At 65.3% G+C, this 13,665-nt stretch carries 13 protein-coding genes; 4 read left to right on the forward strand and 9 right to left on the reverse strand.

The window, feature by feature from the left end:
• Positions 1-6 precede the first annotated feature (6 nt).
• The gene (locus C7453_RS09175) at positions 7-765 is read left to right on the forward strand and encodes a glyoxalase superfamily protein (protein ID WP_114727244.1); all 759 of its coding nucleotides are present in this window, start codon (positions 7-9) and stop codon (positions 763-765) included.
• 57 nt (positions 766-822) lie between these two features.
• Here the strand turns inward: C7453_RS09175 and C7453_RS09180 are convergent, their stop codons facing one another.
• From C7453_RS09180 to adhP, 6 genes are all read right to left on the reverse strand, one after another.
• Complete coding sequence (locus tag C7453_RS09180; protein WP_170143173.1) at positions 823-1,320, reverse strand: HD domain-containing protein; 498 nt, start codon at positions 1,318-1,320, stop codon at positions 823-825.
• Between the two features lie 118 nt (positions 1,321-1,438).
• Positions 1,439-1,948, reverse strand: a complete 510-nt coding sequence (locus C7453_RS09185) for a RidA family protein (RefSeq protein WP_114727246.1) — start codon at positions 1,946-1,948, stop codon at positions 1,439-1,441.
• A gap of 7 nt (positions 1,949-1,955) precedes the next feature.
• Positions 1,956-2,375 (reverse strand): c-type cytochrome, encoded by a 420-nt coding sequence (locus tag C7453_RS09190; protein ID WP_114727247.1) that lies wholly within the window; start codon positions 2,373-2,375, stop codon positions 1,956-1,958.
• The gene (locus C7453_RS09195) at positions 2,375-3,976 is read right to left on the reverse strand and encodes a flavin monoamine oxidase family protein (RefSeq protein ID WP_114727248.1); all 1,602 of its coding nucleotides are present in this window, start codon (positions 3,974-3,976) and stop codon (positions 2,375-2,377) included. Before C7453_RS09195 ends, C7453_RS09190 begins: the two co-directional genes overlap by 1 nt.
• 293 nt (positions 3,977-4,269) lie before the next feature.
• A complete protein-coding gene (locus C7453_RS09200) occupies positions 4,270-5,694 on the reverse strand; it encodes a M20 family metallopeptidase (protein ID WP_114727249.1) in 1,425 nt (474 codons plus the stop codon).
• 105 nt (positions 5,695-5,799) lie between these two features.
• Positions 5,800-6,828, reverse strand: a complete 1,029-nt coding sequence (gene adhP, locus C7453_RS09205; protein WP_114727250.1) for an alcohol dehydrogenase AdhP — start codon at positions 6,826-6,828, stop codon at positions 5,800-5,802.
• 295 nt (positions 6,829-7,123) lie between these two features.
• Here adhP and C7453_RS09210 point away from each other — a divergent pair, with 295 nt between their 5' ends.
• The 3 genes from C7453_RS09210 to C7453_RS09220 all read left to right on the forward strand — a co-directional run bounded on the left by C7453_RS09210 (position 7,124) and on the right by C7453_RS09220 (position 10,630).
• Entirely contained in the window at positions 7,124-8,764 is a 1,641-nt protein-coding gene (locus C7453_RS09210) for a phospholipase C (RefSeq protein WP_114727251.1), read from the forward strand.
• Positions 8,765-8,876: 112 nt separating this feature from the next.
• A complete protein-coding gene (locus C7453_RS09215) occupies positions 8,877-10,193 on the forward strand; it encodes a cytochrome-c peroxidase (protein WP_114727252.1) in 1,317 nt (438 codons plus the stop codon).
• Between the two features lie 83 nt (positions 10,194-10,276).
• Positions 10,277-10,630, forward strand: coding sequence for a RidA family protein (locus C7453_RS09220; RefSeq protein ID WP_114727253.1), 354 nt, complete (start codon positions 10,277-10,279; stop codon positions 10,628-10,630).
• 120 nt (positions 10,631-10,750) lie between these two features.
• On the opposite strand, the gene C7453_RS09225 is transcribed toward C7453_RS09220, so the two are convergent.
• From C7453_RS09225 to C7453_RS09235, 3 genes are all read right to left on the reverse strand, one after another.
• The gene (locus C7453_RS09225; protein WP_114727254.1) at positions 10,751-11,845 is read right to left on the reverse strand and encodes a branched-chain amino acid aminotransferase; all 1,095 of its coding nucleotides are present in this window, start codon (positions 11,843-11,845) and stop codon (positions 10,751-10,753) included.
• A gap of 144 nt (positions 11,846-11,989) precedes the next feature.
• Positions 11,990-12,847, reverse strand: a complete 858-nt coding sequence (gene bla / locus C7453_RS09230) for a class A beta-lactamase (protein ID WP_114727359.1) — start codon at positions 12,845-12,847, stop codon at positions 11,990-11,992.
• A 64-nt stretch (positions 12,848-12,911) separates the two neighbouring features.
• Complete coding sequence (locus C7453_RS09235; protein ID WP_114727360.1) at positions 12,912-13,655, reverse strand: NADPH-dependent oxidoreductase; 744 nt, start codon at positions 13,653-13,655, stop codon at positions 12,912-12,914.
• Positions 13,656-13,665 lie beyond the last annotated feature (10 nt).

Here is a 13,665-nt window from a genome sequence, read left to right on the forward strand (position 1 = left end):
TTAGGCATGCGTACCTTCAAACACGCCAAGCTCATGGCATCGACCCTGCGCGCGGGCCTTGCGGAACGCGGCACGGCGATCAGCCACTCCGAAAGCCTGGAGATCGTGGCACGACAATTCGGCTTCAGGAACTGGAATATTCTGGCCGCCCGTATCGCCGCCGCCAGACAGCAGGCCGCCCCTGCCCGGCTACCGGAAGGATGGTTCGCCGCCGGCACAGCGCCCGAAAATTACAGGATCGGCGCTGAGCCGGATCATGACGACGCAGGCAAACGGGTCGGCAGTATCCAGTGCCTGTTCCCGGCTGACGACCCGGATGCAATGAGGATCGAAAAGGGTTTCGCCACCTTGATGCAATCGGTCGAGGCCCGCTCCCTCATCGGGCAGCGCCTGCGCTTCTCCGCCCGGTTGAAAACCCGCGACGTCTCCGGACACGCCGCCATCTGGATGCGCGTCGACGATGACAGACCCGTCACGATCCTCTTCGACAATCTGACGAATCGCGAAAGCGATGGCGCGCTGACGGGCACCTCGGACTGGACCCAACGCCATATCGTCTTCCAGATCCCCGACGATGCCGACAGCCTCCATTTCGGAATCCTGCTGAGCGGCATGGGCTCACTCCAGGCGCACGATCTCCGCCTGGAAGAAGCCGCGACGGACGAACGCATCTCCGCCACACGGCAGCATGATCAGGATCAGCGCCGCAAGCGTCGCATCATCGAAGGCAGTCCACGCAACCTGGATTTTTCCACCCTCATATAGCCGCCACCGACCATCCGGTCCCGGCTCAGGGGCCGGATGGCGGCAGGTGCACAAACATCAGTCCATGACCATCGCAGCCATCATGTACAATCCGGCATCGCCCTTGCCGAGACTACGCAGGATCTCGCGCTGTTCATGCAGGAAGAAGCTGCGTCGCCGGGTTTCGTGGCGCAGGATCTGCGCCGTATTGTCGATCAGGCTGGCAATGCAGATGGTCTGGGCTTCGGCCGAGGCCCGGGCCAGTTGTTCGTGGTCCACCGGCCCCGGCAGATCATCGGCCAGGCAATGTGCCGACATCGTCACCATGTCCACCAGCGACGCCACATCCGGCCCGAAGATCGCGACGAGTTCCGCCAGCGTTACCGGCGTCCCCTCCAGAACATCATGCAACCAGGCCGCCGCCACCACCTCCGGGCGCGCCCCTGTCCCGGCAACCAGTTCAGCCACCCGCATGGGATGCGTGATGAACGGCTCGTCAGTATAACGGAGGCGCTGACCGCTCGCAGCATGGATCGATGCCGCAAAAACCGCCGCGCGCCTTACCAGATCCGTCACCTGCCGGCCCTCCCCTCCACATATGCTCCGTGCTTAATGCCCGGACATGTCGATGGGTTCCCACGCAGGCCGATCATCGGGGTCCTCCGGGAGGGACACCCTCCTCCCGGAGCCGGCATCAGTGGGTGCGCACTGCAACCACTTCGATTTCCACCAGCCAGCCGGGATTGGCCAGATGGGCGACTTCAAACGCCGAGCGCGTCGGCAGCTTCGGCTGGGCCGGCGTGCCATAGAACTCGGTGTAGGCTTTCATCATCCCGGGAAAGTCGATCTTGCCCAGCTTCGGATCGGCGACCAGATAGATGTGCATATTGACGACATCGCCCATGGTCAGCTTCAGCTTGGCCAGTTCGCCCTGGATACGGGTCAGCGCGCCACGCACCTGGGTTTCCGTATCGCCGTAGGCCGCCAGCGTCTTCGGATCGGCAGTCTTGTCGGCCGGCGGAGCCCCCATGCCGCTCAGATAGATGGTCGTGGCCCCCGGCGGCACCTCGATCGCGGTGGAAATCGGGAAATGGCTGCCCGGCTCGCTATGCCGCACCACATCCGCTGCTCCGGCCGCAGAAATCGTGCCGCCCGCCAGCACCGACGCCAGCGCGGCAATGCGGACTGTCCTGAAAATCGTCATATCCCTGTCAATCCTCTTCAGATTTGATGGTCGGATGCTGGGCCGCAACATCCGACGGCTTCACCATGTCGGTGTAATGATTGCCGAAATGGGTACGGATATAATTTACCACGTCCGCCACCTGCTGGTCGCTCAACATACCCGAAAACCAGGGCATGCCGCCAAATCCGTTCAGCACGACATAGACAGGGTAATCCGCGCTGGCCAGCTTGGCATTCCCCGCCAGCGCCGGGAAGCGCGCACCGGCTCCTTCGGCTCCCTTGGCGTCAGGCATGTGGCAGCTCTGGCAGACATGCTTGTACACGTCGGCCCCGGTCTTCAACGGCTGCATCTTGCCCACAACGGCACTGGCACTGTCGGCCCGCGCCTGCGGAGCAAGAAACGCGCCGGCCGCCAGGCCGGCCAGAAGCAGAAATACGGACCGCATCAGGCAGCTCCCTGCGCGTGTTTGTGCAGACGGGTAATGGCATCCAGCGACGACAGGATGGCCCCCTCCTGCCAGCAACCGACATACGACGCATGCTCGCCAGCCAGCACGATCCGGTTATCGATCTCGCACAGCGCCTTGTAATGGGTCTTGCGCGCCATTTCCGACCACATGGAACAGCAGCCGAGGGTCCATGGCATGCGGCTCCATGCCATGGACACGCCGGTACGGAATTCCTTGCGATAGTTGGCATGAATGGCCATGCCCTGCGCCAGACCGTGCTCGATCCGCTCGGCCGGGGTCATGCCCGCGAAATCATAGGCCGCCGGCCCGAACATGTAGCCACCCAGCAGAACTGCCGGCCCGTCCGAGAAATAGCCGTGGCTGGGGTAGGAAATCTGGCTGATCGGCTGGTCGGTAAAGCTGATGCCGCCATAGATCTGGTCGTCCTGCTCCCAGAACCGGCGCTTGAATTCCAGTCCAAGCTTGACGGACGACGCATAGGGCACCGCCGCGATCGCCGCCTTCATCGGGCCACTGACCTGCACATCGAGCTGCGAAAGAACCGGCAGCGGGATGGTGCAGACGCAATAATCCGCCTCGGCCTGCCTTACCGCACCGCCATGAGCCATGTCGTTATAGGTCACAGTCACATGACGATCGTCCTGATGGATCGCCGTCACCTTGCAGTTCAGCGTGATCAGGTCATGCACCTGGCGGTTGAAGCCCTTGCCGATCTGGTCCATGCCGCCGACCGGCTGGAACATCGTCGTCTGCATGTCCAGCCGCTCGTGGAAGGCCATCCACTGCCACAGGCCGGACCGCATGACATCCTCGCGTGCGAACAGGTCGGAGGGCACGGGCGCGCCATCCAGCCCACCGCCCTGCGGCTTGGCAAAGCCACGGCGCAGCGAACTGATCGCCCCCTTGCGATAAGCCCCGTCGGCCGTCAGCCCGCCCCAGCCTCGCATCGCCGAAACGACATGCGCCTGCTCGTCGGCCGAGACCAGGTCATCCAGCTTGTGCTGGTTGATCGCCTTGGAAAGCAGTTCCGCCGTAAAGCCCGTGAAATCCGCCGCAAAATCGCGGTAGCGCACGGGCTTGCCGTTGAACACCGCGCTGGAATGCAGCCAGGAATTATGATTCAGCTCGACAAACGGCTCCAGTTCGACGCCGAAAGTCTTGCAGTAATGCAGCAGACCCTGGTGATGATACGGAATCCGCCACGGGCCAGGATTGATGTAATTGCCCGAGGCGAACTGCACCTTCTGCACGGCCCCGCCCAGTTCGGTCAGCGTGTCTCCGCCGCGCAGCGAAATGTTGCGGCCGCCGGCACGGTCCTGGAACTCCAGGATCTGGACCTGATAGCCGGCCTTGCGCAGTTCATACGCTGCCAGCATGCCCGCCAGGCCGGCCCCCAGCACCAGCACCTTCGTGCCGAGCTTGCCACCGCTCAGTGCGGGCGGCCCCTGGAAATCCGTTCCTGCGGCGTGGCCCAGGCTCGTCATGGCCTGGTACAGGGCAGCACTTCCCCCCAGGATGCCGATTCGTGTCAGCATCTGGCGGCGTGTGGCCACCGGACGCCGAAAAGCATTTGTCATCAAGTTTCCCCAGCAGACAGGACAGAAAACCTTACCATTCACAACACCCCCCGGGCAGCACGGCCGTCCGAAGGCGGAAACACCATGCCCGTTTACAAGGGTCCGTCCCGTATGGGCAATGACATAATCCCCTTATCGTAACGGTTTTTTCGGGGCGTCCCCCTCGGCGGGACGAAAAGACGTTTGTTTCCCGGACCTTTCCGGTATCAAAAAAAATTTCTGCGGCAGGACGTGCTTTAAATGCAACTTTGAAACAAAAAAATCTTTACAGCGCGTTCATCAAACCAAATAAGTCAGGAAGGCTGACTTATCACCGGCGGCACAAGGTCACGCGGCATCGGACTGACATAAGGGCACTCGGCCAGCCGCGCGGCGTGGTCCCGCCGGGCCCGCGCCAACAGCTCCGGGTCCGACAGCACATCCACCGCCGTCGCCGCCATGACCTTGGCGACATGGACCATGCCCTTGTGAGCGACCGACGACCTGCCCTGCGCCGTCATCTGCCATGAATGCAGCGCCGTACCGATGGCACAGGTCGCACCCAACGCCTGAACGGTCGGCACCGTCCAACTCACATCTCCCACGTCGGTGGAGCCCAGCAGAATCGGCCCGACTGGCGACGGATAAGGCAGCACGACATCGCACAGCGGCATGTCAGTCGCCGACGGCAACCCCACCTGGCGGAACGCCGCCACGATATCCTCCGGCGTAAAGGTCTCCTGCATCTCCCGAGCGAACGCCCGATCCGCCGCATCGAAGGGCGGCGGTCCCAGCCGCTCCAGATTCGCCTGCATCGCCGCCTCCAGCGGCGGATTCGGCAGCAGGTTTGCCATCCCGCTGACCACCGCGCATTCCACCTGGGTTTCGGTCATCAGCGCGGCGCCTTCGGCCACCTTGCGCACGCGCCCCGCCAGGGCCAGCATGTCGTCCAACTCCGCCGCCCGGACGGTGTAGCGAATAACCACCCGCGACTGGACCACGTTAGGCGCCGTACCGCCCGCATCCTGATAGGCATAATGGATGCGCGAACTCGGCAGCATATGCTCGCGCAGGTAGTTTACCCCCACATTCATCAGCTCCGCCGCATCCAGCGCCGAACGACCCAGATGAGGGGCCGCCGCCGCATGGGCCGACCGGCCGGTAAAGGTAAAATCCATGCGCATGTTGGCCAGCGCCGCCGGCGGAAAGACCGTGGCGAAGGCAAAGGGATGCCACGAAATCGCGACATCCACGTCGTCGAACACGCCCGCGCGCACCATGAAGCCCTTGCCCGCGCCGCCTTCCTCCGCCGGGCAGCCATAATAGCGCACCCGCCCCGGCATCCCGGTCTCGGCCAGCCAGTCCTTCAGCGCCACCGCCGCCAGCAGCGATGCCGACCCCAGCAGGTTATGCCCGCAGGCATGGCCGTTTCCATCGCCCGACAGCGGCCGATGCACCATCACGCCGGCTTCCTGGCTCAGGCCCGGCAGCGCGTCATATTCGCCCAGGAAGGCGATCACAGGTCCGCCGTCCCCGGCCTCGCCCATGATCGCGGTCGGCAGGCCGGCCACATCGCGGCTCACGCGAAAGCCCGCCTCCTCAAGCGCCGCATCATGCAGCGCGACCGAGCGGAATTCGCCGAAATTCAGTTCCGGCACGGCCCATACCGCGTCACTCAGCGCGACCAGCGGCGCCTTGCGAGCCTCGACGCATTCCCAGATCCGCGCGCTGTTCCGCATCGACCGTTCCCAACCCATCCATCCATGATGCGGGATTCATAGCCCAGAACGATACCACCTCACCATGATCTCGTGGGATGCGCCCCGGCTCCCCCGACACGCCGGTCAGCCCCGCAGGTCAAGCACCTTGCGTCCATGCACGTTGCCCGCCTCCAGGTCGGCGAATATCTCGTTGATATTCTCCAGCCGGTCTGGCTCGATGACGGTCTTGACCTTGCCGTCGGCGAAGAACGACAGCGCCTCGATCATGTCCAGCCGCGTGCCGACGATCGACCCCCGCACCGTGGTCCCGGCCATCACCATATCGAAGATGGAAATCGGGAATTCCCCCGGCGGCAGGCCATTCAGCACGATCGTCCCGCCGCGCCGGGCAAACCCCATCGCCTGTGCGAAGGCAGTGCGCGAAACCGCCGTCACCAGCGCGCCATGCGCCCCGCCCACCTGCGACTGGATGTAGGGCGCGGGATCGACCGACCGCGCATTCACGGTCAGCGCCGCCCCCAGCACCTTGGCGGTCTGCAACTTCTCGTCGTCGATATCGATCGCAATCACGTTCAGTCCCATGGCCACGCCATACTGCACCGCCATCTGGCCCAACCCGCCCACGCCCGAAATGGCGACCCATTGGCCCGGCCGGGTGTCCGTCATCTTCAGGCCCTTATAGACCGTCAGCCCCGCGCACAGCACCGGCGCAACCTGCATCGGGTCGATATTCTTCGGCAGATGAGCGACGTAATTCGGATCGGCCACCACATATTCGGCGAAACACCCGTTGACGGTGTAGCCCGTATCGTCCTGCGTGGGGCACAGCGTCTCCCACCCGCCCAGGCAATGTTCGCAATGGCCGCACGCCGAATACAGCCACGGCACGCCGACCACGTCGCCCTTCTTCACCCATTTGACGGCACTGCCCACGGCCACCACATGCCCCACACCTTCATGCCCCGGCACGAAAGGCGGCTTCGGCTTCACCGGCCAGTCCCCACGGGCGGCATGCAGGTCGGTGTGGCACACACCGCACGCATCCAGCCGCACCAGGATCTGATCCGCACGGATCGTCGGAATATCCAACTCATCGATCGTCAGCGGCTTGCCGAATTCACGGACGACAGCGGCCTTCATCTTTCCGGTCATGCTCGTTCCTCGCATTGCATGGGGGTGGCGCACCGAGGGCGCTATACCAGCCATGCTAGCCTGTCCGCGAGCGGCGGAACCTGATCTACGTCAAGCCCCGACGCTGCCTGTATCATCAAGAATTCACACGCTTCCGCTCCCGTTCCATGATGGCCAAGGCCGGGACGACGCCCTATAGAACGAAGGCCGACCGCCGGGGCCGCCGCCGGTACGGCGTGGGTCCGGAGATGATCGTCCCGCACGATCGGTTCGCTCCGGGGCCGCAGAACCGCAAACAGCAGGATACGCGCTCGGCATGACCTCTCCCCGCCCCGTTCGCCTCGCCAGCGCCCTCGTGGCCCTGCTGGCCACCACGCCCGCCCTGGCGGCAACGCCCGAAACGGCAACACCGATCAGGCATCTGATCGTCGTCTATGACGAAAACGTCTCGTTCGACCATTACTTCGCCACCTATCCGCAGGCCGCCAACCCGCCCGGCGAACCCACCTTCACGGCCCGGCCCGATACGCCCTCGGTCAATACGCTCGTCACGGCCGGTCTGCTGACCACCAACCCCAACGCCGGTCCCGCCAACGGCGCCGACGCCAGCCTGCCGTTCCGCCTCGACCGCACCCAGGCCGCCACCGCCGACCAGAACCACGCCTATACGGCCGAGCAGATGGCCTATCATGGCGGCAAGGCCGACCTGTTCCCCCTCCATACCGGGCGCGGCACGCCCGGCGGCGTAGGCGCCTTCGGCATGCGCGGCCAGGTGATGGGCTATTTCGATGGCAACACCGTCACCGCCCTGTGGCAGTACGCCCAGCATTTCGCCATGAGCGACGCCACCTATACCGACACCTACGGCCCCTCCACGCCCGGCGCGCTGGAAGTCGTCTCGGGCCAGACCAACGGCATGCAAATCGTCAAGACGACGCAGAAACCCGCCACCAAACATGCCGCAACGCCCTATATCGCCGACGGGCAGGGCGGCTGGACCATGATCAACGACATCGACCCGGCCTATGACGTCTGCTCGGTTCCCGGCAACCAGGTCACCATGCGCGGCCGCAATGTCGGCGACCTGCTGAACCAGGCCGGCATCACCTGGGGCGGCTTCATGGGCGGGTTCGCGCTGGACACCCGCAACCCGAACGGCACCACCGGCTGCGCCCGTTCAACGCCCTCTCCCGTGGTCGGCCAGACGATCACCGACTACATCCCCCATCACAACTGGTTCCAGTACTATCCCAGCACCGCCAACCCCACCCACGCCCGCCCCGGTTCGGTCGCCGCGATCGGCCACACCTTCGCGGCAGACGGCGTCACGCGCGATCCGGCCAATCATGAATATGATTTGCGTGATTTCGCCGCCACCCTGCGGGCCGGCAACCTGCCGGCGGTCTCGTTCCTCAAGCTCCCCGCCTATCAGGACGGCCACGCCGGCTATTCCGACCCGCTGGACGAACAGCAGGGCCTGGTCGAAATCCTGAACATGGTGCAGCAGCGGCCGGAATGGCGCGACACCGCCGTCATCATCGCGTGGGATGACTCCGACGGCTGGTACGACCACGCCTTCGTCCCCCCCACCCGCTCCTCCAGCGACCCCGAGGCCGACCAACTGGACGGCCCCGGCCGGTGCGGCAGCGCCCCCCGTCCGATGGGCGTCGATGGCCGGCCGGTCAACGGCCGCTGCGGCCCCGGCACCCGCATCCCGTTCCTGGTCGTCTCCCCCTGGGCCAAGACCAACCATGTCAGCCACGTCCTGCTGACCCAGAGCTCGGTCGCCCGCTTCATCGAAGACAACTGGCTGCACGGCACACGCCTGGGCGGCGGCTCCTTCGACGCCGACGCAGCCGACCTGCGCGACCTGTTCGATTTCACCCAGCCGCCCCGCATGACCCGCCTGCTGTTGGACCCGAAGACCGGCGAACCGCGCTCGGTGGTGGCTCGTTAAACATCGTAAGCTCCGCAGGGCTCTGCCCTGCACCCGGAAGGGGACAGTCGTCCCCTTCACCCCTCGGGGTTATGAGGTATCGACAATTTCGAGACCTATCTCGACATACTCAATGCTTTCCAAAACATTCCTCTTCCTTGCGCTTCTGGCCATACCGGCTCTCGCCGCCGCAGCCCCCCCGGCCGCCTGCCTGCCGATGCCCGACGGCAGCAATCCCTGCCCCGTCGCGCTGCATCGCCCGGTCGTCATCCCCCTCTCGGCAATGGCACAAGTCGGGCGCAGCCTGTTTCACGATCCCGCCCTGTCCGGATCGGGCCGGCAATCCTGCGCCTCCTGCCATGACCCCGCGCATCATTACGCCCCGACAGGGCCGGCCCCCGTCGCCCAGGGCGGCACCGACCTGACACGGGACGGCCTGCGCGCGGTCCCAACCCTCACCTATCTGGAAACCCGCCCCAATTTCAGCATCGGCCCCGACGACGCCGAGACGGAAACCGCCACCACCCCGTCCACGACCGCCATCGGCCCGCACGGCGCCAAGACGGCGCAGAACAACGCCGCTTCCGCCGGCAACATGGTCCCGCAAGGCGGCCTGTTCTGGGACGGCCGCGCCGACACCCTGCAACAGCAAGCCAACGGCCCCCTCTTCAACCCCGACGAAATGGCCTCCAGCCGCGCCATCGTCCTGGCCCGCCTGAAGCACGGCCCATACGCCCCGATGCTCCGCCGCCTGGGCGGTCCCGCCGTCGCCAGTTCGGACGACCTGCTGCTGTCCGAAGCCCTGTTCGCCATCGCGCGCTACCAGATCGAAGACCCGACCTTCCACCCCTACGCCAGCCCATATGACGCCTGGCTGGAAGGCCGGCGCCGCATGACGCCGGCCCAGCGCCGGGGCTACCTGCTGTTCAACGACCCGGCGAAAGGCAACTGCGCCGCCTGCCACCCCGACCGTCCCAAACCGGACGGCACGCCCCCGCTGCTAACCGACCATCAGTTCGAAGCCCTCGGCGTCCCGCGCAACCGCACGCTGCCCGCCAACCGCAACCCCGCCTTTCACGATCTGGGACTATGCGGTCCGGTCCGTATCGACATGGCAACCCGTGCCGACATGTGCGGCCTGTTCGTCACGCCGACCCTGCGCAACACCGCCACCCGCCACGCCTTCTTCCATAACGGCATCTATCACACGCTCAACGACGTGCTGGATTTCTACGTCCTGCGCGATGTCGCCCCCGAGCGGATCTACCCCAAAGACGCCAACGGCCAGGTCCTGCACCAGGACGACCTTCCGGCTGCCTACCTGGCCAATCTCGACGTCACGGACGCCCCCTTCGACCGCCACCTAGGCGACGCCCCGGCACTGACCCCACGCGAACGGCAGGACATCATCGCCTTCCTGCGCATGCTGACCGACCGGCCGGCACACTGATCCGTCCACCGAGGTCCATCTGTCACGGATGCGTGTGTTATTCTATCGTTCGCCCCCTCGACCCACGAACAGAGAGACCGCTCATGAGTCCGATCACCCGCCTGCAACCCGAAACCCGCCTGTGCGGCGCGACGATCCATAACGGGCTGGTCTATCTGGCCGGCCAGGTCACCGATGACCCGTCACTGGATATCGAAGGGCAGATGGCCGACATCCTGCGTCAGGTCGACGCCCTGCTGGCCGAAGCGGGCACCGACAAGAGCCGCCTGCTCTCGGTCCAGCTCTTCCTGGCCAACATGGATGATCTGGAAGCCATGAACCGCGCCTGGGACCAATGGCTGGATCACGGCAACAAACCAGCCCGCGCCACCGTCGAGGCCCGTCTGGCCGACCCGGCCTGGCGCGTTGAACTGACCGGCATCGCGGCATTGCCCTGAACCGCACAAGGACAAGGGGCTCTGCCCCTTGACCCCGGCAAAGGCCGGCGGCCTTTGCAAACCGGTTCGTTTATTCAGTCAATTGGAATGGTGGGGCTGAAAGCCCCACCTTGGCGTCAATCAGTCGACGCGCTGGACCCAGCCATAGGGGTCCGGGCGCTGGCCGCGCTGAATGCCGATCAGCGCATCGCGAAGCCCTTCCGTCACCGGATCGGCCCCATTTCCCGCACCGATCACGATCTCGCCCCGATGCCCACGGAAACGGCCGATCGACGTCACCACAGCCGCCGTACCGCAGGCAAAGGCCTCCTTCAGGCGCCCGCTGGCCGCATCCTCATAGCACTGGTCGATGCTGTAGCGTTCTTCACGCACCGTCAGCCCCTTGTCGCGCGCCAGCGTCAGCAGCGCATCGCGGGTAATGCCGGGCAGGATCGTCCCCCCCAGCGGCGGCGTGGCCAGCGTGCCGTCATCCATCACGAAGAAGATGTTCATGCCACCCATTTCCTCGATCCACCGATGTTCGGCGGCATCCAGGAACAGCACCTGGTCGCACTTCTTGTCCTTCGCCTCGCGCTGGGCCTGCAGGCTGGCGGCGTAATTGCCACCACACTTGGCCGCACCAGTACCACCGGGGGCAGCACGGGTATAATCCTCCGACACCCACACCGACACGGCACCACCGCTGAAATACGCCCCGACGGGCGATGCGATGACAATGAACAGATATTCCGAGGACGGCTTCACGCCGAGGAAAGCCTCGTTGGCGATCATGAACGGCCGCAGATACAGGCTGGCGCTCTCACCCGACGGAATCCAGTCGCGATCCACCTTCACCAGTTCGCGCACCGCCTCCAGGAACAGCGCCTCGGGCACGTCCGCCATGGCCATGCGCTCGGCCGACTGGCGGAAACGACGGGCATTGGCATCCGGGCGGAACATCACCACGCCACCATCGGCAGCGCGATACGCCTTCATGCCCTCGAAGATTTCCTGCGCATAATGCAGCACGGCCGCAGCAGGATCGAGCGCGATCGGCGCCCGCGCCTCGATCGTCGGATTATGCCAGCCCTGCCCTTCCTTGTAGCGGACGACCGCCATGTGGTCGGTAAAGACGCGCCCGAACCCCGGATTGGCCAGCAATTCCGTACGCTGCGCGACCGATACCGGCGCGGGGTGCGGAATATGCGTGAAACGGAATTGATCGGCGCTATCCATGATCCTGCTCTCTCACGACGAAACGGCGCGTGCCGCATGCACGACGCAACAGGCACGCACCCCACGGCACGTCCCGATCGGCCAGAGTCCCCAGATCACGCGGCACGTCAAGTCCGCGCCGCCACGCATCAGGCCCGCGAGCCGTTACGACAACGTCGCCGCCACATGCCGCCCGATCCCGGCAAAGAGCGCGGCAAACTGCGCATCGTTCGGCGTACCGCCGCGCGTATAGACAGCCATGACGATCGGCCCGCCCACCCCAGGCCACGCAATCGCAATGTCGCCGGCAGCGTCCTTGCCGTTATTCCCCGTCTTGTCGCCCACGACCCACTGGCCCGGCAGGCCCGCGCGCAGACGGTTCTTTCCGGTCTGGCAGTTGACCATCCAGGTCTTCAACGTCGCCCGCGATCCTTCCGAGAGAACATCGCCCAGCACAAGCCGCCGGACGACCCCCGCCATCGCCATCGGCGTCGTCGTATTCCGCACCCCACCCATGGGCGTGCGATTGAGAAACGGCTCGATATCGTCAAGCCGCGTCACGTCATCGCCCATCGCCCGCCAGAACCGCGTCAACGCAGCAGGACCTCCGATCCGTATCAGAAGCTTGTTGGCACAGACATTGTCGCTGAACTCGACGGCCCCCGCGCACATCTCACGCACTGACATCGCACCCCGGCCCAGATTCTCTTTCGCGACAGGCGCATACATCTCCCCTATGTCCGCTGCCGTAAAAGCGATGACCTCATCCAGATCCGCATCCCCCCGATCGACGCGCGCCAGAACGCACGCGGCCAGCGATGCCTTGAACGTGCTGCACATCACGAACCGTTCGTCCTGCCGCCAGGCAAAACTCTTTCCGCTGGCAATATTCCGGGCAAAAACGCCGACACGCCCTCCCGTTGCACGTTCATAGGCCGCAATCGCTCCCTCCGCCGGCGCCCGCGCGCACGCCGGAGACACAAGCAGGGCGGGAACAGATTGAAGCAAATTGCGGCGCCGCATGCGCATCATCCCCATCGCAGCAAGACCAGATCACTACACCCACGACATGTCCGCACGGTACGGCCTATCGCAGCGCAAATCCCAGCGCGCCCAGCGCCTCACGCAACCGGTCGCGGCCATTCAGCGATTGCGGACCGGCCACTCGGCGCACCATGGCATCCGACCACGCGCGCGGCGCCAACCCCTGTTCGCGCTGAAAGGCTTCGTCGATACCGTCATACCGGCCGATCGCCGCGTCCTCGCCCGCAACATCGTAGCGCTCGCGATGCAGCACGACCGCCTGCGGCAGGCGCGGCTTGATCGCGGCAGGCCGCGCCGTATCCGGATGCCCCACGCACATGCCGAAAACCGCCATGCAGCGATCCGGCAGCCCCAGTTCGCGCGCCACCCATTCCGGATGATTGCGCAGGCCGCCGATATAAACGATCCCCAGCCCCTGCGCCTCGAAGAAAGCGGCCGCGTTCTGCGCCGCGAGCGCCGCATCGACGACCCCGACCAGAAAGGTCTCCAGATAATCCAGCCCCTCGCTGGCGTGCGATCGCTCCGCCCCCAGCCGAGCCAGACGGGAAAGATCGACCAGCCACACCAGAAACAGCGGCGCCTGACGGATATGCGCCTGCCCACCGGCCAGTTCCGACAGAAGGGCCCGCCGCTCGGCATCCTCGACCGCCACCACGCTCCACACCTGAAGGTTCGAGGATGTCGAGGCCGACTGACCAGCCGCCATCGCCCCTTCCAGCACACCCTCGGGCAACGGATCGGGCCGATAGGCCCGCACCGAGCGATGCGCCATCAGATGACGCAGCATCGCCTCGTCC

Origin of the sequence: Gluconacetobacter liquefaciens, from assembly GCF_003350405.1 — a bacterium.
GTDB classification, from domain to species: domain Bacteria; phylum Pseudomonadota; class Alphaproteobacteria; order Acetobacterales; family Acetobacteraceae; genus Gluconacetobacter; species Gluconacetobacter liquefaciens.